Raw genomic sequence first — 20,103 nt, forward strand, 5'->3', positions numbered from 1 at the left:
ACGGCGGTCAGCGGTCGCGCCGGGTGGCCAGACGGGCGAGCGTGGCCAGCTCGGCGACGGGCCGCCGCACCGAGCCCGCCGCCTCCAGGTGGCCCAGCGCCCGGCCCAGCAGCTCGTCGGCCCGCTCCCGGCTCCAGGCGCGGGCGCCCGCGGCCTCGACGAGGTCCGCGGCGCGGGCCAGGTCGGCCTCCGTCAGGGGTTCCTCCCTGGTGTAGAGGCCGGCCAGCTCCCGCCCCGCCGCGGTGCCGGAGGCGAGCGCCGCCACCACCGGCAGCGACTTCTTCCGGCTCCGCAGGTCGGAGTGGACGGGTTTGCCGGTCACCGCGGGGTCCCCCCAGATGCCCAGCAGGTCGTCCACGAACTGGAACGCCAGCCCCAGATCCGCGCCGAAGGCCCGCAGGCCCTCGACGCGCTCGGGGTCCGCGCCGCCGAACAGCGCGCCGAGCGCGCACGCGGCGGCCAGCAGCGCTCCGGTCTTGCCCGCCACCATGTCCAGGCACTCGTCCGGCTCGACGTGGCCGCGCCTTTCGAAGGCGACGTCGGCGTGCTGGCCCTCCAGCAGCTCCTGGACCGCGGCGCCGAAGATCCGCGCCGCCTCCGGAGCCGCCGGTCCCCCCGCCACGAGCACGTCGAAGGCCAGGGCCAGCAGGGCGTCGCCGGCCAGGATCGCCGGGCTCACCCCGAAGACGGCCCACGCCGTGGGACGGTGGCGGCGGGTCCGGTCGCCGTCCATCACGTCGTCGTGCAGGAGGGAGAAGTTGTGCGCCAGCTCGACGGCGGCCGCCGCGGGCAGCGCCGCCGCGGCGGCGCCCCCCACCGCCTCGGCCGCCAGCAGCGCCAGCGCGGGCCGGATCGCCTTGCCGCCGTCCGCCTCGACGGGACCGCCGTGCTCGTCCCACCAGCCGAAGTGGTAGCCGGCGATGTGCCGCATCGACGGGGGCAGCCCGCCGGCCGCCGGTCGTATGACGGACTCGACCATCCGGCGGCTCCAGGTCAGCACCTCGGTCGCCGATCGCCCCTCGGCCGTCAGCTCGACAGCGGTCATCTTTCCCTCCAGTGTTTCCCCCGCCCCCGCGGAGGACCTCGCTCTTGCCCGCGGCCACCCCGCGGGACGGTCAGTAGTGGCCGAGCTCGACGTCCTCCAGCACGCCGAGCGCGTCGGGGACCAGGACGGCGGCCGAGTAGTAGGCGCTGACCAGATAGGAGATGATCGCCTTCTCGTCTATACCCATGAAGCGCACCGACAGGCTCGGCTGGTACTCGTCGGGGATGCCGGTCTGGTGCAGGCCGACGACCCCCTGATGCTCCTCCCCCACCCTGAGGGCGAGGATCGACGTCGTCCGGTTGTCCGTGATGGGGATCTTGTTGCAGGAGAAGATCGGAATGCCGCGCCAGGCGGGCACCGTGTTCCCGCCGAGGTCGATGCCCAGGGGGTAGAGCCCCCGCCTGCTGCACTCCCGGCCGAAGGCCGCGATGGCCGCGGGGTGGGCGAGGATGAAGTGGGTGCTCCTGCGGCGGCTGATCAGCTCGTCCAGGTCGTCCGGCGTGGGCGGGCCGCCGCGGGTGTGGATCCGCTGCTTGAGGTCGGCGTTGTGCAGGAGACCGAACTCGGGGTTGTTGACCAGCTCGTGCTCCTGGCGCTCGCGCAGCACCTCGATCGTCAGCCGGAGCTGCTCCTCCACCTGGTTCATCGGGTCGTTGTACAGGTCCGCCACCCTGCTGTGCACGCGCAGCACGGTCTGCGCCACGCTGAGCTCGTACTCGCGGGGCGCGAGCTCGTAGTCGACGAACGTGCCGGGCAGGTCGGGCTCCCCGCTGTGCCCGGAGGCCACCTCGACGGCGGCCTCGCCGTACCTGTTGCGCGGGCCCCCGGGCTCGGCCAGCAGACGCAGGTGCGCCCGCAGCGGCTCGGAGCGCTCGGTCACCTCCTGGAAGGCCGTCAGCGGCAGGATCATCACGGTGCCCGAGGTGACGGCCCTGGCGGTGAACTGCCACTCGTCGTGCGGGTCGGTCAGCGTCTCGTCGCCGAAGTGGTCGCCGCCGGCCAGCACCCCGAGGACGACCTCGTCGCCGTAGGGGCCCGTGCCGATCTTGTTGACCTTGCCGTGGGCGATGATGACGATCTGGTCGGCCGGCTGCCCGGCCTGCACCAGGACGTCTCCGGGCGCGAACTCGCGCTGCTCGAACCGGGCGGCCAGCGCCTCCAGCGTCGCCGAGTCGTCGAAGGTCCGCAGCAGCGGCAGCTCGCACAGTTCCGCCGGGACGACGCTGATCTGCGACCCCGTGGTGACGAAGCTGACCCGCCCGTCTCCCACGGTGTAGGTGAGCCGGCGGTTGACCCGGTACGTGCCGCCCGAGACCTGCACCCACGGAAGCATCTTCAGCAGCCACCGCGAGGAGATCTCCTGCATCTGCGGGACCGTCTTGGTCGTCGTCGCGAGATTGCGCGCCGCCGCCGTGCTCAGGCTGAGGCGCCCCCGGCCCGCGTCGGACTCCGTCACAACACACACCACCTATCCGCACTCGTATCGAAGGGGAGGGATGAAACATGGATCGGAAAATGCGGAATCGACAGATCGCCGGCGGTCGAATCAGCGAGACTTCCAGCGCCCGTAACGGTCGATCATACCGATCGGCCTCAGGGGCGGGCTCAATTTTGGGTTCCCTCTAAATGAACTGTCAAGTTCCGGATATCGCTTGGCAAATTATAAAAGGCGCCATTTTCGCAAACCGGCCACAAGGAAGAAGACGGGATTTATGCCGACACCTCCCATATCCGGAGAGCGTGCGGCCGGGTCCCGTCCGGCGGCCTCACCGGCCTCCCACCGGCCTCGCACCCTTCCCCGAACCGACCCCGAACCGACCCCGGGCCGGCCCCGGATCGGGACCGCGCCGGGGCCGCCCCCCGCCTGCTCGCCGCCCTGTCACCGGCTCCGCGCCGATCTCCCGGGGGCTCGCGGCCAGCCCCCGCATCGATCCCGCCGGCTCCCCATCGACGCCTCGGCGGTCCTCAGCGGTCATCACCGGTTCCCCGCCGGCCCGTCCCCGGCGCGCCCGGAGCCGGAGAAGGGCTCCCCCGACAACCGAATTCTCCTCTTCCGCACCCGGGGCGGCAGCCCGCGAAACCATGGGGAAAAGACTCTTCCATCCCAGCTGGGATCATCATCATGGAAATAATCCGAAAAAAACGGCACCACCCACATAAAACCCACCGGAGGCGCCCGGCCCCGGCCCGGGAGGTTTTCCCGGCGCCGCACCGGCGAACCTTCCTGAAACGGGGTGTCCGGTCCCGCGCGGCGGGTAGGGGGCCCTCCCCGCGGCACGGACGCGCCGGGCGGGACGGCTCTCACCGCCCCGCCGCGGCGTCCTCCCGCGCCGCCCGCCGGCCCCGCCGTACGGCACGGCGCCGCCGCGTCCGGAAGACACCCGACCGACCGTGAGGAGAACAGGTGACCCACGACGAACGGCCCACCGGCCCCGCCGGGAGCCAGGCCCCCTCGGAGCCCTCCGAGGACCGCACCGCCCCGGACATCGACGACGTGACCGCGGAGGCGCTCGGAAAGCTCTCGGAGGCCCTGGAGACGACCGAGCGCGCCCGCGGGCACCTCTACTCCTTCCACCAGCTCACAGGCCACGCCGACTTCCAGCTCGACGAGGCCGTGAAGCTGCTGCGCGCGGCGGGGCACGCCGAGCCGGCCGACACCGTGTCCAGGGAACTGATCGGCCGCGACGTGCTGCCCGGCCACTGGACCTTCCAGATCGTGGAGGGCTACGACGACTCCTACTACCGCCTCTTCACCGACCTGGAGCGGCGGATCAGGGAACGGCTCGCCGGCGGCCGCCGGCACATCCACGAGGCACGGCTGCGGGAGCGGCGCCGCACCCCGGATCCCCGCTCCGGCGAGTGAGGTCCGTACCGGCGGCCGGCCGTCCGGACCACCGGCCCCGACCTGGCGCGACGTCCCGGTCCGGGGCCGTGCCCGCCCGGTGGGGACCCGCCGCGCGAACCGGGGAAGGCGCTCGCCGGGCCCCGGGTCCGTGCGCCGTACAGTGGGCCGCATGAGCGTAGTCGAAACGGTGGGGCTGGTCCTGCACCCGAGGCGCGACTCCAAGGAGGCCATCGACACGATCGTCAAATGGGCGAGCGCGCGGGGTGTCACGGTGTTCGGCCTCACCGACGAGGTCGGGCGGATCCACTGCAGCGCCGTACCGGTCAACACCCAGGAGCTGGTGGAACGCTGTGACCTGCTGGTCAGCCTGGGCGGCGACGGCACCATGCTGCGCACCATGCGGCTCATCGCCGGACGGCCCACCCCGATCCTCGGCGTGAACCTCGGCAAGCTGGGGTTCCTGGCCGAGATCGACGTCGACGAGCTGACCTCGGCGCTGCAGGCGATCGAGGACTACCACTACATGGCCGAGCCCCGCATGGCCATCCGGGCGACCCTGCCCGACGGGGAGACGGTGACGGCGTTCAACGACGTCGCCATGGTCCGCATCCCCGGTTGCGGGCTGGCCGCGGTGGCGGTGTCCGTGGAGGACCACCCGTTCGTCCGCTACGCGGCCGACGCCGTGATCGTGGCGACCTCCACCGGATCGACCGCCTACAGCTTCTCGGCGGGCGGGCCGATCGTCTCCCCGATGGTCGAGGGGTTCCTGGTCGTGCCGTCCGCCGCGCACTCGGCCTTCAACCGTGCGCTGATGCTCTCCGCCGACGAGAAGCTCACCCTTGAGGTGCTGCCGACGAGCGGGCAGCTCGCCCTGGAGGTGGACGGCGCGGTGGGCACCCACCTGACGGCGGGCGACCGGATCACGGTCACCGCGGTGCGCGCCGCCGCCTGGGTCGTACGGCTCGGCGGCTCCAGCTTCTACGAGCGCGCCCGCCGCAAGCTCCGCGTCAACGGCAGCGCCGAGATCGAGCCGTAGCCCGGACGGGCGACGGTTCAGACGGACGGGGACGAGCCGTTCACCGTGAGGATCCGCTCGGACGTCTCGATGGCGGGGAACGTCCCGGTGTCGATGATCCCGTGCTCCCGGTAGGCGGCCTCGATGAGGGCGTGGGCGCGGGGCTCCAGCTTCCACAGGGCGCGGAGCTCCCGGGCGGCGGCCGGTGAGATGCCCGTCTCGTGGGCGATGTCGGCCGCGCGGGGGACGAACTTCCGGTCGATCTGCCGGTCCCAGTACTCCCGAGCCGCCCGGATCAGGGCCGCGCGCTGCGCCGTGTCGACGACCGGGGCGGGATCCGGCGCCGCGCCGTCGGCGGTCTCGATGTCCTCGTCGTCGTCATCGTCCAGCAGCGCCGCCGGGGCCGGCGTGGAGGCGGGCAGCGCCCCCTGGGCGGCCGGTGACCCCTGGGCGGCGGGTGGCGCCTGCGGCTCGGGAGCCCACGGGACGGGCGGCCGCAGGTCGATCAGCGCCGAGGTGTTGAACAGTGCCCCGATCTGGGACAGCAGCGCCTCCTGGCGGGCCGGGTCGGCCGCCAGGCCGGTGTGCTCCACCGCCTGGTCCATCGCGCGGTCCAGCTTGGCGAGCGCGGCGCGCATCTTACGGTCGGACGCCCCGGCCGCGCGGAGCGCGCGGGCGCGCTTGGCCGCCAGGGCGACCCGGGTCAGCCTCCGGTGGGCGTCCACCTCGCTGGCGGTGCGGTCGCTGACCTCGGCCAGCCCGACCCGGACGAGCACGCGCTCGGGGGTGATCCGCCAGTTGATACGGGAGCGGCCGGTGATGCGGTGCCGTTCGATCGCCATGCCGCGCTCCCACAGCCAGGCGGCCACCAGCGGGGCGGAGAGCCGGAAGACGGCCTCGGCGGGGCTGCGGGCGTCCATGCTCGACAGGACGGCGGTCAGGCAGGTGAGCGCCCACACGGCGACGCCGTCGATGCCCGCGGAGAAGTTCTCCCTCATGTTGCGGCGGGCGCGCACGGCGCTGGTGACCACGGCGACTTCGATGAACGCGAACAGCAGCAGCCGCAGCGGCCCGTCGAAGCCCAGGACGTCGCCGGAGAAGCGCCACATGCCCTGGGCGGACACGCCGGTGGCGATGCTGGCCGCGACGATGGTGAGGATGTCCTCGGCGGGGCGGGGCGCCACGTGGGTGCGGAGGAAACGGCCGGTCGCGCGCAGGGCGGCGCGGAGCGCGAAGCAGAGAAGGGCCAGGACGGCCAGGGCGAGCACGCAGATGACGGCCGTCAGGACCGGTTGGTCCGAGGTGAAGGCGGTGATCTGATCGATGGGAGGCATCAGTTGCGGTCCGTCAGTCTCGGGGTCCGACAGGAGATCTCCAGATCATTCCAGAATGTTCGCCGCGTTTCGCGTGAAACGGATACTCATTCCAGTGACTGCGGTGACGTCCCGTGACGTTCCCGGCGGCGCCGTACGGCGGAGCGGCGCGGCCCGTACGGCGGAGCGGCGCGGCCCGGGCGGCGGGACGGCGGGACGGCGCGGCCCGGGCGGCGCCGTACGGCCGGGCGGCGCGGGCCACGCGGTCCGGGCGCGTGGCGGGATGAGCGGCGCGGGAGCACGGCGGCCGGCGCGGGAGCACGGCCGACGCCCGGTCCGTCTCAGTCGGCGAGGACCTCCAGGATCCGCTCGCCGTACTTCGCCAGCTTGTTCTCGCCGACCCCGCTCACCTCGCCGAGCTCGGGCAGCGACGACGGGGAGCGGGTGGCGATCTCGCGCAGCGTGGCGTCGTGGAAGACCACGTAGGCGGGCACGCCCTGCTCCTTGGCGGTGGCCGCGCGCCAGGCGCGCAGCCGCTCGAACATCGGCAGGGCCTCCTCCGGCAGCTCGGCGGGGACGGCGGAGCGCGCCCTGGCGGCCTTGGTGGGCTTGGCGGCCCGCGCCGCCCGCGCGGGGTCGCGCCGCAGCGGGACCTGCCGCCTCCGGCCCAGCACCTCCCCGCTCGCCTCGGTGAGCACGAGCGTGCCGTAGTCGCCCTCGACGGTCAGCAGGCCCTGTGCCAGGAGCTGGCGCACCACGGCGCGCCACTCGCCCTCGCTCAGCTCGGTGCCGATCCCGAAGACCGTCAGGGAGTCGTGGCCGTGCTGGAGGACCTTGGGGGTGTTCCGGCCGAGGAGGATGTCGATGATCTGTCCGGCGCCGAACTTCTGGCGCCGTTCGCGCTGGAGCCGGAACACCGCCGACAGGAGCTTCTGGGCGGCGATCGTGCCGTCCCACGCCTCCGGCGGCGTGAGGCAGGTGTCGCAGTTGCCGCAGGCGTCGCCCCGCTGGCCGAAGTAGGCGAGCAGCCCGGTCCGGCGGCACTCGACCGTCTCGCAGAGCGCGAGCATGGCGTCGAGGTGGGCGGCCAGGCGGCGGCGGTGGGCGTCGTCGCCCTCGGAGGTGTCGATCATCCTGCGCTGCTGCACGACGTCCTGCAGGCCGTAGGCCAGCCAGGCGGTCGAGGGCAGGCCGTCGCGCCCGGCGCGGCCGGTCTCCTGGTAGTAGCCCTCGATGGACTTGGGCAGGTCGAGGTGGGCGACGAACCGCACGTCGGGCTTGTCGATGCCCATGCCGAACGCGATGGTGGCGACCATGACGACACCGTCCTCACGGAGGAAGCGCGCCTGGTTGGCGGCCCGGGTGGGCGCGTCGAGCCCCGCGTGGTAGGGCAGCGCGGTGAAGCCCTGCTGCACCAGGAACTCGGCGGTCTTCTCCACCGAGGCCCGCGACAGGCAGTAGACGATGCCGGAGTCGCCGGGGTGCTCGGTGCGCAGCAGCTCCAGCAGCTGCCTTCTCGGCTCGTTCTTCGGGACGATGCGGTACTGGATGTTCGGGCGGTCGAAGCTCGCCACGAAGTGACGGGCCTCCCCGAGGTTGAGCCGGGCGGCGATCTCGGCGTGGGTGGCCGGGGTCGCGGTCGCGGTGAGCGCGATCCGCGGGACGTCGGGCCAGCGCTCGTGCAGAGTGGACAGGGCGAGGTAGTCGGGCCGGAAGTCGTGGCCCCACTGCGCCACGCAGTGCGCCTCGTCGATGGCGAACAGCGAGATCTTGCCGTTGCCGAGCAGCCGCAGCGTCTGCTCGGACCGCAGCCGCTCCGGCGCGAGGTAGAGCAGGTCGAGCTCCCCGGCGACGAACGCCTCCTCCATCCGGGCGCGCTCGTCGGGCTCCTGGGTGGAGTTGAGGAACCCGGCGCGCACCCCGAGCGCGGTCAGCGCGTCGACCTGGTCCTGCATCAACGCGATGAGCGGCGAGACAACCACGCCGGTGCCCGGGCGGACGAGGGCCGGGATCTGGTAGCACAGGGACTTGCCGCCGCCGGTCGGCATCAGCACCAGCGCGTCGCCGCCCGCGACGACGTGGTCGATGATCTCCTGCTGGCCCTCCCGGAACGAGGGGTAACCGAAGACGCGCTGCAGCACTCGCGCCGCGTCGCTCACCTCGGGATCCGGCTCGGGACCCGGCTCGGGATCCGGCCGACGCGTCCCGGGAGTCACGTCCGGGCGCGACTCGGAGCCTCGCCCCACCTCGAAGCTCGATTCGGGGCTCGATTCGGGGCTCGGCTCGGGACTCGGCTCGGGACCGCTCTCAGGCGAAGACATCGCGTCATTCTACGAGGCCCCGCGCACCTCCCGCGGAACACCGCCCACTCCCGTCCCCATCCGGTCACGCCGCGATCTCATGCCCGGGCGACCCGCGGGAGCGGCTCATCCGTCCGGAGCGGCCCGTGGGCCCGGAGGTGGCACGCGCCACGGCCGCGGAGGCGGCTTCGCCCCGGGCCCGCGTCGTCATCCGACCGGAACTTTATCTTTGCTTTATCCGTCCTCCGGGAAAACGGGTTCTTCTCCGGGAAAGGCGGAACGCCGATCGACACCTCAGGTCCACTTTCCGAACACGAAGGGGAGCTCCGCCCGCGGAGCGATCACACCGGCCGGTCGTCACGTCCGGCCACCGTGCTCACATGGGACGGGGGCACGCTCGTGGCCGCCGACCCGGCCAACGCGCGAACCGTACGGCTCACGCCCGCCGCGTTCCACCATTACCGGTACGAGCAGGCGCTCGCCGACGCGAGCGGCAAGAAGAGGGAGCCCGCGGTCGTCGGCGGGCTCGCGGCGCTGGACGCCGACGGCCTGGTGCTCCTCGACCTTCCAGGTGAGTGGCGGGGATGGGAGGTGGCACGCTTCGCGTCCGCGCGAGGGGTGCCCGTGCACGACGGGCCCACGGGTCGCCCGGAGCCGGTACGGGTGGCGCTCGCCAGGCGTGCGCCCGGGTGGACACGGCTCACCGGACGCTCGCGTCCCCGCCCGTCCAGGCGGCGAAGGATCGCGGTGCTCTGCCTGGGCGTCGGGGGACTGCTGATGATGGCCTATGTCACGGCGACGCTGGGCGGGGTCACGTGGCGCGGCCTGTCCTGGCTGGGCCGGCTGCTGCTGGACGGGGTGGAGGCCAAGTGGCTGCTGATCCTCTTCAGCCCCCTGGCCTTCCTGCTGGCTCCGCTGCGCCGGCGACTGCACCGTGGACGGGCCAGGCGCGGCGCCGTCCTGGGGCCGCCCGGCGGCCCCTTCCTCTCCGTCGGCAGGGATGACGTGCTGTGCGTCCAGCCCGGCCCTCCGATGGCCGCCGACAGGCTGACCATCGGTCTGGGGCCCAGGGACGTGGCGAGTCTGCTGGTCTACCGGTACGAGAGCCTGCGCGGGCTCCTCGTGTTCGACGTGAACGGCCGGCCGTTGCGCCACCTGCCCGGTCCCTGGCCGCCGGAGGACACGCATCGCTTCGCCGTACGGCACGGCCTGGGCTGCGAGATCCGCGCCCTGAGCCGTGAGGAGTACCTCGGCCTCACCGCCCGCGTCGGCGACGCGCTCCCCTGACACCGCGACCGGCCACGCACGGGCCCGGCGCCTTCCGGCCGCCGACCGGCCGAGGTCCAGGTCAGGGCCGGACGCGCCGTACAGCGCCGGGGCGCCGCCGGCGAGAACGCGTCGCCCACCCCGGCGGCGGGCACCATCGTGAACGTGGAAGTGCTGAGCAGCCGGATTCTGATACGTCCCTCCGACCCGGAGGGCAGCCGCCGTTTCTACCGCGACGTACTCGGCCTCGCGGTCTACCGCGAGTTCGGCCCGCCCTCCGACCCCGGCGTGGTGTTCTTCCTCGGTCAGGGGTTCCTGGAGGTCTCCGGGCACTCCGGAGGCACGGGCGGGCGGACGGACGGCGATGCCCACGGACGGGCGGACGGCGGCGCGAGCGGGCAGGCGGGTGACGACCGGCCGGAGAGGACGGCCGGGATCTGGCTCCAGGTCCGTGACGTCCGGGCCGAGCACGAACGGCTGGCCGCCCGCGGGGTCCGCGTGCTGCGGGAACCACGCCAGGAGCCGTGGGGACTCATCGAGATGTGGATCGAGGACCCCGACGGGACGCCCATCGTCCTCGTGGAGATCCCCGCCGACCACCCTCTCCGGCGCGACCAGCGGCCGCTCTGACCGCGTGCCGCCGCGTCCGGTGGGCGCGGCGGCACGGCGGGCAGGGACGCGGAGGGCCCGGGCGGAGGCGTCCGTGCCGCCCGTCTCCTCCGACCGCGCGGCCCCGGGGCGGTGGTCAGTCCTCCCGGAGGGCGATCCGCGCGATCCGCTCGGCGGTGCCGAAGTCACCGGCCGAGACGAGGTTCTTCATCACGCCGACGCTGGTCCCGGTGGCGGTGTCCGCGAAGGCCGCGCTGCCCCCGCTGCCGCCCATCCCGAACACGGTCGGCCCGAGGCCGAACAGGCCGACCGCGTAGCCGAGCCCCATCTTCGCGGGGTTGCCGGCGACCTCGTCGACGCCCTCCACCGCCACCGACGACAGCTCGCGCAGCCGCCGGGGCGACACGAGCGTCCCGTCCAGCAGCGCGTCGTACATCCGCGCCACGGCGCGGGCGGTCATCGTGCCGCCCGCCGGGATGTCCGAGGTCAGCACGTCGGCGCGGTTGCCGAACGCGGCGTCCGGCATCGCCGCCATGGGCGCGGCCGTATACCCGTCGGCCACCCGGAAGAACGGGATCCGCGCCAGCATCTCGGCGGGCATCTCCATCGCGGGCGCGGCGTCCTCCAGCCGGGCGAGCCGGCCGAGGTCGGGCTCCGGGACGCCGAAGAACAGCTCCCCGGCCACGCCGAGCGGCTCGGCGACCTCGTCCCGGAGCACCTGGGAGATGCGCCTGCCGGTCACCCTGCGCACGACCTCGCCGAGGATGTAGCCGTAGGTCTGGGCGTGGTAGCCGAACCGGGTGCCCGGCTCCCACCACGGCGCGGCGGCGGCGATCGCGGCGCACATCCGGTCCCAGTCGCACAGGTCCTCGGGCGTCGTGCCGACCGGCACCCCGGGCACCCCGGTGGAGTGGGTCAGCGCGTGCCGTACGGTCGCCTTCTCCTTGCCGTGCGCGGCGAACTCCGGCCACACGTCGGCGATCGGCATGTCGTAGTCGAGGGCCCCGCGCTCGGCCAGCACGTGGATCACGGCCGCTGTCACGCCCTTGCCCGTCGAGGCGGCGTAGACGGGGGTGCCGGCCGTGAGGGGGCGACCCGTCTCCGGGTCGGCGACGCCCGCCACCACGTCGGCCACGAGCTCGCCCCGCCGGTAGACGGCCACCTGCACGCCGCGCTCCGCTCCGGAGCCGATGAGCTCGTCGACGGCCGCCCGCAGGTCACGCTGAAGATCGGTCATGGTGGTTCCTCTCTCGAAGTCTCCTGTTCGGGGGTCACCCACCCATGAGACGAGAGGAGCGCGGAAAAGGAATCGGCCGCCGCGGCACGGCTCTCCGCGACCGGTCACCCGGCGTCCGCGCGGTCCCGCCGTACGGACGTCGCAAAGCGGGGCGGTCCCGCCGTACGGGGCGGCCCAAGGCCGAGGATCCCGCCGTACGGTCGTCGCGGGGCCGGGCGGTCCCGCCGTACGGACGTCCCGGTGCCGGGCGGCTCACAGCGCGGGCGGCAGGCCGAACCGGCCGAAGACCTCTCCCCCGTACGTGGTCACCTGGGTCACCAGCCCGTCCTCGATCCGCAGCACGCCGAGCCAGGAGGGGCGGAAGTCCGGCTCGCCGGCCCGGCGCAGGTACGCGGCGGCCGCCGGCTGGCGGTTCGCCCGGACGGGCAGGAGCCGCCAGTCCCCCCACGCCTCGGGGCCGACCATGGCCGGGGTCCAGGCCGCGACGAAGGTCTCGCGGCCCAGCAGCCAGATGGGCTGCGGCGGCATCGTCTGCACGACGTCCTCGCGCAGCACCTCCAGCAGGACGGCGGGGTCGGCGTGTTCGACGGCGTCGATGTAGCGCCGCAGGACGGCGCGTTCCCGCGCGGTGGGCTCGGCGGACGGGGTCCACTCCAGCCGCCGCGCGGGCAGGTGCCTGCGGACCGTCGGCCGGGCCCGCTGCAGGGCGCTCTTCACCGCCGCGACGGTCAGGTTCAGCGCCTCGGCGGCCTCCTGCGCCGGCCAGCCGAGCACGTCGCGCAGGATCAGCACCGCGCGCTGCCGGGGCGGCAGGTGCTGGATCGCGACCAGGAAGGCCAGCTCGATCGTCTCGCGCTCGATGACCGTTTCGGCCGCGTCCAGCAGCGTGTCGGGGTACGGCTGCAGCCACGGGACCGCGTCCCAGGACGGCGGGTCGATCCCGGGGTCGGCCGCGGCCGGCGCCGGTCGCGGCTCGGGACGGCGCGGACGGGCCCGCAGATGGTCCAGGCAGGCGTTGGTGGCGATCCGGTACAGCCAGGCCCGCAGGCCGTCGGCGTCGCGAAGCGTGTCGCGGCGGCGCCAGGCCCGCAGGAACGTCTCCTGCACCAGGTCCTCGGCCTCGTCGAAGGAGCCGAGCATCCGGTAGCAGTGCACGTGCAGTTCCCGCCGGTGCTCCGCCAGGCGCTCGTCGAACCCGTCCACGGCTATCGCCCCGCCCGGGGCGGCCGTCCGGCCCGGTGATCGGCCCTTCGGGGACCGGAGGCATCCGGAACGGGTGGCCTCGTCCCGATCTCCACCATGGCGGGAATGCTAGCCGTTTCACCCGCTCCGCCGCCGCCGAAGACGGCCGCCGGCTCCTCACCCGGAGGGCAGCCGTGTCCCGGGGCTTCGGCGGCGCCTGACGGGTGCTGAGCCGGCGATCTCACGATCGCGCACACGCGGGATCGGTCACGGCCTCCCGGTGCGTGACGGCCGGTTCAGGCGTGGGTGAGTGCCCGGGTGGAGACTTCGAGGATGTCGCCCAGAGCGGTGCGGGCCCGGGTGAGGTCGGCTATGCGGGAGTCCAGCTCGGCGTACTGGGTTCTGAGGTGGTCGAGAACGCAGGCCTGGAGTTCGGTGCCGTCGCCGACGAAGCAAGGCATGAGCTCGCGGATGACCTTGGTGGGGAGCCCGGCGGCGAGCAGGGTGCGGATGCGGGCGACGGTGGCGGGGGCCTCGGGATCGTAATGGCGGTGGCCGCCCTCGCTGCGGTGGGAGGTGAGCAGCCCCTGGGCCTCGTAGTAGCGGAGGAGACGCACGGCCACGCCTGTTTCGCGGGACAATTCCCCGATCTTCATGTGACCCACCCCACAGGGAAACGGCTTGAACCTGACATCGGTGTCACATCCTAACGTCGATCACATGACGACGACTTCGACCGCACCGGCGCCCGTTTCGCTCTACGGATTCCTGACCCCCAAGACCGGACACGCCGACGAGCTCAGGAAGCTCCTGATGGACCTCGTCGAGCCGTCCCGAGGACACGAAGGCAGCCTTGAATACCACCTCCACGAGCAGGAGGACGGCCGATTCTTCCTCTATGAGGTCTGGCGTTCGCAGGAGGACCTCGACCGGCACAACACGACCCCGCTGCTGCGCGCCTTCATGGCCGAACTGCCCGATCACCTCGAAGGAACGCCCGAGGCCTACTTCGGCGCGATGAGGAGTCCCTATCCGGCCGGCCTCGCCTGACCGGGCCCGCGGCGGACCCGAAGGGCTCCCGCGCCAAGCACGGCGCGCCGCCGGACGCCGTACGGCGGGCCGCCACCGCGGCGCTGCCCCCGGCGGCCGGTCAGGTGCCCGACCCCGTCCCGTACGGCGCGCGGACCCGCAAGGCCCTGGAGCTGACGTACCGGGAGGCCCTGCGACTGGGCCACAACTACATCGGGACCGAGCACATCCTGCTCGGGCTGCTGGAACTGGAGCACGGCACCGGCCCGCTCTCCGGGCTCGGCGTCGGCAAGACCGCGGTGGAGGCGGACGTCGTCGCCATCCTGGCCGCCATCGTCGCCGCCCGCGACGAGAAATGATCTCCAGGGGATCCGGGGACCCGGCGGGGCCGCCGTCGCCGCCCGCGACGGAGAGCGGCCCCACGCACCGGCCCACTCCGGAGGATCGGCCTTCCGCGAGCCCTGCCAGGTGGTCATGACGCCCGCGTGTCCGCCGTTCCGGAGCGGCCTGCCCCGAACCCCGCCGGACGGTCGCGGCCCTCGCGCACCCACCGCTCCGGGCCGGGCGGGCCGTACCGCTACCGCACTGCCTCCCCCGCGGACAGTTCCGCCTCACCTTCATCCGGGCCCACCCCGTGCGCGGCGATCAGCTGCTTGGGCGCGGTCAGGCACCACGCCTCGGTGACCAGCTCGAACAGCTCGTCGGCGTCGATCCCGGCCAGGTGCACCACGACCCAGCCGAACCGCCCCGCGGTGAACTGGACCTCGAAGACCTCCGGCCGCTCGGCCACCAGCGCGATCTGCTCCTCGATCGTCGCCTTCAGCCCGACGGTCTCGGTCCTCTCCCACAGGTAACCGAACCCGCTACCCCGCACCTTCAGTGAGATCCAGTCACCGCCGGGGGTCTGCTGGACCTCCGGCAGTCTGTCCAGCATCCCCAGGAACTCCTCAACGCTCACACCCATGGCCCAGACACCTACCAGAGCGCCCCGACATTTCCCGGCTCGGTACGCCGATCCGTCACCCGGCGACGGTCCGCCACGGTCCGGGCGCCGCCGGACGGGCACGTAGGGTGCCCGTGTGACGACGACGCCCGCCACGGGCTACGACGGTCTGTCGTCCCGTCTCGTCCCCGAGGCCGAGCTGCGGGAGTTCCTGCTCGACTGCTTCGGGATCGCCGGGCACGAGCTGTTCGTCGGTCACGCCGACCGGCTGGACGAGGACCTGCGGGACGTCCCGCCGGACACGGTGTTCACCGCGTTCTGCGCCTATGAGGAGGTCGGCGGCCACTTCGCGATGCGCTTCGACGTCGGCGTCGATGGACGTCTCGCCGACCGGGTGGGCCGCGGGGAGTTCGCCGGGAGGTTCGCCGCGCGCTTCGGCGCCTACGTGCTGTACGGCGACGCCGAACCGCCGGGCCTGTGGACGGTGGTCCTGCCGGACGGCGGCCTGCTCCGCGCCGCGCTGGAGGAGAACGGCGACCGGTTCATCCTGTACGCGGCCACCGCGCCGATCCCCGGCCTGCCGGGGCTCCGCCTGGACGAGGGTCTGTGGCGGGTCCGTTGACGCACTCCCCGGTCTGAAGGCCGGGGTTCAGCCCGTACCGCGTCACGCGGCACCTGTGGCCGCGGCCCGTTCCGTGGAGTCGCGCCACGGCGAAATCCGCGGGCCGGACCTCGGGAGGGGCACCGCGCGGCTCGGCCGGATTCCGGGGGACCGCGCGCCGTCAAGTCGGGTCGGACCTCGGGAGGGGCACCGCGTCGCCCCGGAACGGGCGGTGCGCATAAGGGCATTGATCATGGGTAGTCGCGGCTGGCCCGAACGAGACGAAAGGAGCCCCCCATGCTCACCCTTCTCCTGCTGATCCTCGCTCTCGCCTGCTTCGTGCTGGCCGCGTTCAACATCGGCGGCCCCCGGGTCAACCTCATCGCCCTCGGCCTGGCCCTGTGGGTGCTGACCGAGCTGATCCCGAAGTTCGGCGACCTTTGACCGCGCGGTGACCGTGCGGCGGGGGCCGTCCCGCGACACATGCCGCACGGTCATGTCCCGCCCGCGTACGTCTTCCGGTCGGCGATGTCTTCCCACAGCCGCCGCACGGGGAGACCGGCGCGGCACCCGGGTGGGCCGGCCGACCGCGCGGCCCACCCGGTGGGCGGGACGGCCCGCCCCGCCCTTCCGCCCGCCGGGCACCGCCTTTCCGCGCCACGGCGGGGAGAGCCTCGTACGGAGATCGCGGCCCGCCGTACGAACACCGTATTTCCACACCACGACGGGGAGAGCCGCGACCCGGGGTCACGGCTCCGCAGGTTCCCCCGCCGGCCTTCGCCCCTTCTCCCTTCGCTCCCGGATGGAGGTAATGGTCTCCCCCACCGCCCCGCTCATCCCGATCACAAAGGGAAACGTGATCGCCCATCCCCAGGACAGAGGCTCGGTGAAGGGCCATATCTTGAAGTAATAGAGCGGCAGTGTGATCAGCAGCCCGCAGACGCCCCTGAGCATCCCGGACAGGAAGATCTTCGGTACGCGCTTCAGAAGGTCCACCACACCGCTTTCCCGATCACAAAACGACGTGAACGGCCCGGCGTTCCCATGCCGCCGGATCCCCCGTACGCGGCTCGCCGGAAGCCGGCCGACCCGTGGACGTCGTCACGATCAACTCAACGATCGACCACCGGGCGGGACACGGCCCGGAGATGATCCGGGCCGGTCACCGCGTACCGTCACCCCGGCCGGGCGCGGCCGTACGTGGTGATCCGCATCCTGGGCGTGGAGGAGGGCCCGGCCGACGGCGGGACCGGGGATGCGGGAGATCTGGACGATCGACTCGGGCGGCCGCCCCTCAGCGGGCGGCCGCCCGAGCCTCCGCCCGGCGGTCAGCCGACGGCGTAGGCGCGGGTGATCGTCTGGGTCAGGCCGGTGCCCGCCGTGTCGGTCACGGCCGCGCGGAGGGAGACGAACCCGGCCGCGGACGGGTTCCGCAGCACGGCGGTCCAGCCGGAGCCGGTGCGGACGAGCGGGACGCGGCGCCAGCTCGTCCCGTCGTCGGTGGACATCTCAAGGCGGATCGACCTCGTCTCCGCCGCGGCGGCGCCGGGGTTGCGCTCGATCCACACGGGCATGCGGGTCACGCCGCCCGGCTTGGCGCGGTTCGACTCGTCCAGGCCGCCGGGGCCGTAGCGGACCGCGGTCAGCGGCAGCGGCTGTGCCTTCTCCGTGGTCGCGGACCGGAACGTCCACACGGACTCCACCCCGGTGGAGAGCGCAGAGTGCGGCACCTGCCTGCGCATCGAGGCGGTGAGCGTGTAGGCGCCGGCCCCGGCGGGAAGATCGGCGCGGAGCTCGCATCCTTCCGGCCGGTAGATCTCACAGCCGGCGAGGTCGGCGCGGGCCAGCGTCCTGCCGTCCCGGGCGAGGGTGGCGGCGCCGGTGGCGGAGGCGTCCGAGCCCGTTCTGCCCGGGCGCCCGTCGGCGAACAGGCCGACTCCCGAGAAGGTCAGCTCGTCGCCGGTACGGTTGCCGCCCGGCAGCAGGAACGACGGGCCGGTGACCGCCGCGTTCCAGACCTCCCCGCTCTCCCCGCGCTTCGCGAGACCGCCGCCGTCGAAGATCAGGGAGGTGCCGACCTGGAGGCCGCTCTCGTAGGTCACCCCGGGGGTCCGGTACCGGACGAGCGTGCCGGGCAGGGGGAGGTCATAGACCAGCGGTGTCAGGGACGAGCCCGGGAAACCCGGGAAGGGCAGTCCGGCCAGCGGCATCCCCGTGGCCGCCACGCCCGAGGCCCGGTAGGTCGTGGAGATCTTCGCCAGCTCCTTCCGCCTGGCGCGGTAGATGGGATCGTCGGGGATGCCGTCGGTGCGACGGTCGACGAGATCATAGACGTACGGGCTGGGAGAGACGTCCCTGCTCAGCCACATGGTCCTCAGCGTGTAGGTCAGGCCTGGCCGGCGGACGGGGACGACGAAGAACTCGGCGTTGGGGTTCAGGCTGGTGATCATGTTGAAGCTCCACGCGCCGTGGGCCAGCCCGAACTCGAAACCGCGCCGGATCTCGGCGCTCGGGTCGTCGAGCGTGACCCCGGTCGCCCTGCCCTGGCGCATGTCCACGGTCAGCCGGCCGCCGTCGCCGTCGACCCTGAGCGGGGAGTCGGCGGCGGTGTCGGCCCACTTTCCGTCGATCTTCTCGATGGTCTCGGTGTAGGCGCCCCAGTCGCCCTTGGGGAGCCGTACCGTGGCCGTGCCGTCGTGGAACACCGGCTCGATGACGGTCCCGGTCGCCGGGTCGTAGATCTGCGCCATCCAGGGGTCGGCCGGCTGCCCCTGCCTGCCGACGACGGTGATGGTGACGTCGTAGGACTCGGGCTCGACGTAGGCGCCGGCCACGGTACGGATCACCGTGTCACCCGCGGTGGCGGTGACCGTACCGGCGTAGTCGCCCGGAGCCCTGCCGGTCGCGTCGATGGTGAGCGTGACCGACGCCTGTCCCCCGGCGGGCACGTCGAGCTTCCGGACGCCGAGTTCGAGCACCTCTCCCTCGCGGGTCAGGTCGAGGCTCACCGGGGTGTCGCCGGAGTTGGTGTAGGTGATGGTCCCGGTCCTGCGGCGCTCCTTCGGACCGCCCCAGGGGAAGGCCGCCCAGGCATCCGTCGTCTGAGCCGTGACCTGCTGCCTCAGGGCGCGGGCCACGTCCACCCGCCCGGTGCCCTGCTGGTACGGCGTGGTCCCGGGCGAGGGAACGGCGCTGCCGGTCAGGGCGGCCTTGAGTCGCTGTCCCGTCCAGTCGGGGTGGCGCTGGGCGAGGATCGCCGCGGCTCCCGCCACGTGCGGCGACGCCATCGAGGTTCCGGACATCTCCACGTGCCCGCCGTCGGTGCCGGCCGCCGCCGCGACGATGCCGACACCCGGCGCGGTGATGTCCGGTTTGACGGCGTGGTCGCCCGCGCGGGGACCGGTGCTGGAGAAGGCCGCCATCCGGTCCCGCCTGTCGACGGCGCCGACCGCGAGGGCGGCGTCAGCGCTGGCGGGACTGCTCACCGGCGATCTTCCGCTGTTGCCCGCGGCGACGACGAACAGTGTGCCCGCCTTCGCCGAGAGCGTGTTCACCGCCTGTTCCACAGGGTCGATCCCGGGTTCGTCGGGGGCCGCCATGCTGAAGTTGACGATCTTTGCCCGGATGGTCGGGGTCGTAGCCGGAGTCGAGGACGGCGACCGTGACGCCCTCGCCGGTCATCCCCTGCTTCCACGCCTCGGTGGCGCCGATCTGCTCGGTGCTCCGGTCGAGGGTGTAGGACAGGCGACCGTCCAGCCAGATCTTCGCCGTGCCCGCGGCCAGCGTGCGGGCGCCGCCCGCCATGTCCTTCCATGCCTGAGCCGCGCCGCTCTTCGGAAGGCTGAGCGTGGTCATGCCGAGGCCGGCGAGCCCCTTGACGTCCTGCGCGCTCCTGAGGGCGGGGGCCTGGCCGGTGCCCGACTGCGTGATCAGCGGGATGTCGCCCCTGTCTGCGTCCCCGTACCGCCACTCCAGCAGCTGGGTGACGTCGAACAGCCGCCGGTCGAGCACCCCCTGGGTGAGCAGGGGCTGGGCGTCGGACGGGACCACGTACAGGTGTCCCTTGAGCATCTGGCTCCTGAAGCCGACGTCCTGCCGGCCGGGGCCGGGCTCCACCCGGTGCCCGCGGCCGGTCATCACGACCCGGTCGCCGGTGATCAGGGTCACCCCGTTCGGCCGGCGAGTGCCCTGGCCAGGTGCGGCTGCATGCGCTGGGCGGCGACGGAGGTCACGACCCGGTTCTCGTGGCCTTCCACGGCGGGTTCCGGCCCCAGCCGGGCCAGCGCCCGGTAGCGGCGGGTCTCCTTGCGCCGGTGCCTGGCGATGAGGTTGGTGGCGAAGCCGAACAGCCAGGGCCGCAGGCTCCCGAGTTCCGGGTCGAACCGGTCGCGCTGGTCGAAGGCCAGCAGGAACGTCTCGGCGGTGATGTCCTCGGCGATCTGCGTGTCCAGCCGGCCGGCCACGTACCGGTAGATGTCGCGGTAGTAGCGGTCGTGCACGTCGGTGAACAGTTCGGGGTCCCGCCGGTACCGGGCGACGAGTTCGGCGTCGATCCCCGGTTCGCTCACTGCCGCGATCAAGTTCTCTTCTCCGACATGAGCCTTCCTTCCGGGTTTCGGGTGCGATCACCCATCCTTCGCCGCAGGCCCGAATCTTCTTCCCGGCCGGCCGCCGCGCCCGGCGCGTCACCGTGGGAACGCGGGGAGAACGCGGGGATC

Annotated in this window: 20 protein-coding genes; 8 read left to right on the plus strand and 12 right to left on the minus strand. The window is 73.1% G+C overall.

Features of this window, described 5'->3' with window-relative positions:
- Window positions 1–7: 7 nt before the first annotated feature.
- Entirely contained in the window at window positions 8–1,045 is a 1,038-nt protein-coding gene (locus ACQP10_RS27815) for a family 2 encapsulin nanocompartment cargo protein polyprenyl transferase (protein ID WP_346023098.1), read from the minus strand.
- 70 nt (window positions 1,046–1,115) lie between these two features.
- A complete protein-coding gene (locus ACQP10_RS27820) occupies window positions 1,116–2,501 on the minus strand; it encodes a family 2B encapsulin nanocompartment shell protein (protein ID WP_346023099.1) in 1,386 nt (461 codons plus the stop codon).
- A 948-nt stretch (window positions 2,502–3,449) separates the two neighbouring features.
- Here ACQP10_RS27820 and ACQP10_RS27825 point away from each other — a divergent pair.
- Together ACQP10_RS27825 and ACQP10_RS27830 are read left to right on the plus strand one after the other, a co-directional pair.
- The gene (locus ACQP10_RS27825; RefSeq protein ID WP_346023100.1) at window positions 3,450–3,908 is read left to right on the plus strand and encodes a hypothetical protein; all 459 of its coding nucleotides are present in this window, start codon (window positions 3,450–3,452) and stop codon (window positions 3,906–3,908) included.
- Window positions 3,909–4,059: 151 nt separating this feature from the next.
- Window positions 4,060–4,926, plus strand: a complete 867-nt coding sequence (locus tag ACQP10_RS27830; protein WP_179826772.1) for an NAD(+)/NADH kinase — start codon at window positions 4,060–4,062, stop codon at window positions 4,924–4,926.
- A 17-nt stretch (window positions 4,927–4,943) separates the two neighbouring features.
- Here the strand turns inward: ACQP10_RS27830 and ACQP10_RS27835 are convergent, their stop codons facing one another.
- Window positions 4,944–6,239 (minus strand): hypothetical protein, encoded by a 1,296-nt coding sequence (locus ACQP10_RS27835; protein WP_433540023.1) that lies wholly within the window; start codon window positions 6,237–6,239, stop codon window positions 4,944–4,946.
- Between the two features lie 320 nt (window positions 6,240–6,559).
- Entirely contained in the window at window positions 6,560–8,377 is a 1,818-nt protein-coding gene (recQ, locus tag ACQP10_RS27840) for a DNA helicase RecQ (RefSeq protein ID WP_433540024.1), read from the minus strand.
- Window positions 8,378–8,890: 513 nt separating this feature from the next.
- On the opposite strand from recQ, the gene ACQP10_RS27845 reads away from it, so the two are divergent.
- Together ACQP10_RS27845 and ACQP10_RS27850 are read left to right on the plus strand one after the other, a co-directional pair.
- Window positions 8,891–9,805, plus strand: coding sequence for a hypothetical protein (locus ACQP10_RS27845; protein WP_346023103.1), 915 nt, complete (start codon window positions 8,891–8,893; stop codon window positions 9,803–9,805).
- 144 nt (window positions 9,806–9,949) lie between these two features.
- Entirely contained in the window at window positions 9,950–10,414 is a 465-nt protein-coding gene (locus ACQP10_RS27850) for a VOC family protein (RefSeq protein ID WP_346023104.1), read from the plus strand.
- A gap of 115 nt (window positions 10,415–10,529) precedes the next feature.
- On the opposite strand, the gene ACQP10_RS27855 is transcribed toward ACQP10_RS27850, so the two are convergent.
- The 3 genes from ACQP10_RS27855 to ACQP10_RS27865 form a co-directional block, all read right to left on the minus strand.
- On the minus strand, window positions 10,530–11,630 hold the full coding sequence (locus tag ACQP10_RS27855) for a serine hydrolase domain-containing protein (protein WP_399499442.1): 1,101 nt from the start codon (window positions 11,628–11,630) through the stop codon (window positions 10,530–10,532).
- Between the two features lie 252 nt (window positions 11,631–11,882).
- Entirely contained in the window at window positions 11,883–12,833 is a 951-nt protein-coding gene (locus tag ACQP10_RS27860) for an RNA polymerase subunit sigma-70 (protein WP_346023106.1), read from the minus strand.
- Between the two features lie 275 nt (window positions 12,834–13,108).
- Window positions 13,109–13,468: a MerR family transcriptional regulator gene (locus tag ACQP10_RS27865; RefSeq protein ID WP_399499443.1), complete on the minus strand. Its 360-nt coding sequence runs from the start codon at window positions 13,466–13,468 to the stop codon at window positions 13,109–13,111.
- A gap of 64 nt (window positions 13,469–13,532) precedes the next feature.
- Between ACQP10_RS27865 and ACQP10_RS27870 the strand changes: the two genes are divergently transcribed.
- The gene (locus ACQP10_RS27870; RefSeq protein WP_346023108.1) at window positions 13,533–13,862 is read left to right on the plus strand and encodes a putative quinol monooxygenase; all 330 of its coding nucleotides are present in this window, start codon (window positions 13,533–13,535) and stop codon (window positions 13,860–13,862) included.
- Between the two features lie 104 nt (window positions 13,863–13,966).
- Window positions 13,967–14,200, plus strand: a complete 234-nt coding sequence (locus ACQP10_RS27875; RefSeq protein ID WP_399499444.1) for a Clp protease N-terminal domain-containing protein — start codon at window positions 13,967–13,969, stop codon at window positions 14,198–14,200.
- A gap of 218 nt (window positions 14,201–14,418) precedes the next feature.
- Here ACQP10_RS27875 and ACQP10_RS27880 read toward each other — a convergent pair whose 3' ends face one another.
- Entirely contained in the window at window positions 14,419–14,805 is a 387-nt protein-coding gene (locus tag ACQP10_RS27880) for an MmcQ/YjbR family DNA-binding protein (protein ID WP_346023109.1), read from the minus strand.
- 115 nt (window positions 14,806–14,920) lie between these two features.
- Here ACQP10_RS27880 and ACQP10_RS27885 point away from each other — a divergent pair, with 115 nt between their 5' ends.
- Both ACQP10_RS27885 and ACQP10_RS27890 read left to right on the plus strand, forming a co-directional pair.
- Window positions 14,921–15,406: a hypothetical protein gene (locus tag ACQP10_RS27885; RefSeq protein ID WP_399499445.1), complete on the plus strand. Its 486-nt coding sequence runs from the start codon at window positions 14,921–14,923 to the stop codon at window positions 15,404–15,406.
- Window positions 15,407–15,682: 276 nt separating this feature from the next.
- Entirely contained in the window at window positions 15,683–15,829 is a 147-nt protein-coding gene (locus tag ACQP10_RS27890; RefSeq protein WP_189245498.1) for a hypothetical protein, read from the plus strand.
- A gap of 303 nt (window positions 15,830–16,132) precedes the next feature.
- On the opposite strand, the gene ACQP10_RS27895 is transcribed toward ACQP10_RS27890, so the two are convergent.
- The 4 genes from ACQP10_RS27895 to ACQP10_RS27910 form a co-directional block, all read right to left on the minus strand.
- A complete protein-coding gene (locus ACQP10_RS27895; RefSeq protein WP_386148408.1) occupies window positions 16,133–16,384 on the minus strand; it encodes a hypothetical protein in 252 nt (83 codons plus the stop codon).
- Between the two features lie 329 nt (window positions 16,385–16,713).
- The gene (locus ACQP10_RS27900) at window positions 16,714–18,951 is read right to left on the minus strand and encodes a S8 family serine peptidase (RefSeq protein WP_433540025.1); all 2,238 of its coding nucleotides are present in this window, start codon (window positions 18,949–18,951) and stop codon (window positions 16,714–16,716) included.
- Entirely contained in the window at window positions 18,848–19,552 is a 705-nt protein-coding gene (locus tag ACQP10_RS27905) for a hypothetical protein (RefSeq protein WP_433540026.1), read from the minus strand. Before ACQP10_RS27905 ends, ACQP10_RS27900 begins: the two co-directional genes overlap by 104 nt.
- Complete coding sequence (locus ACQP10_RS27910; RefSeq protein WP_433540027.1) at window positions 19,549–19,965, minus strand: RNA polymerase sigma factor; 417 nt, start codon at window positions 19,963–19,965, stop codon at window positions 19,549–19,551. Before ACQP10_RS27910 ends, ACQP10_RS27905 begins: the two co-directional genes overlap by 4 nt.
- Window positions 19,966–20,103 lie beyond the last annotated feature (138 nt).

The organism is Streptosporangium sandarakinum (assembly GCF_050942225.1).
GTDB lineage: Bacteria > Actinomycetota > Actinomycetes > Streptosporangiales > Streptosporangiaceae > Streptosporangium > Streptosporangium nondiastaticum.

Excerpts from the sequence above, each read along its gene's own strand:
- ACQP10_RS27815 (WP_346023098.1), bottom strand. The coding sequence starts at position 1,045 with ATGACCGCTGTCGAGCTGACGGCCGAGGGGCGATCGGCGACCGAGGTG.
- ACQP10_RS27830 (WP_179826772.1), top strand. The coding sequence starts at position 4,060 with ATGAGCGTAGTCGAAACGGTGGGGCTGGTCCTGCACCCGAGGCGCGAC.
- ACQP10_RS27835 (WP_433540023.1), bottom strand. The coding sequence starts at position 6,239 with ATGCCTCCCATCGATCAGATCACCGCCTTCACCTCGGACCAACCGGTC.
- ACQP10_RS27855 (WP_399499442.1), bottom strand. The coding sequence starts at position 11,630 with ATGACCGATCTTCAGCGTGACCTGCGGGCGGCCGTCGACGAGCTCATC.
- ACQP10_RS27865 (WP_399499443.1), bottom strand. The coding sequence starts at position 13,468 with ATGAAGATCGGGGAATTGTCCCGCGAAACAGGCGTGGCCGTGCGTCTC.
- ACQP10_RS27870 (WP_346023108.1), top strand. The coding sequence starts at position 13,533 with ATGACGACGACTTCGACCGCACCGGCGCCCGTTTCGCTCTACGGATTC.
- ACQP10_RS27880 (WP_346023109.1), bottom strand. The coding sequence starts at position 14,805 with ATGGGTGTGAGCGTTGAGGAGTTCCTGGGGATGCTGGACAGACTGCCG.
- ACQP10_RS27890 (WP_189245498.1), top strand. The coding sequence starts at position 15,683 with ATGCTCACCCTTCTCCTGCTGATCCTCGCTCTCGCCTGCTTCGTGCTG.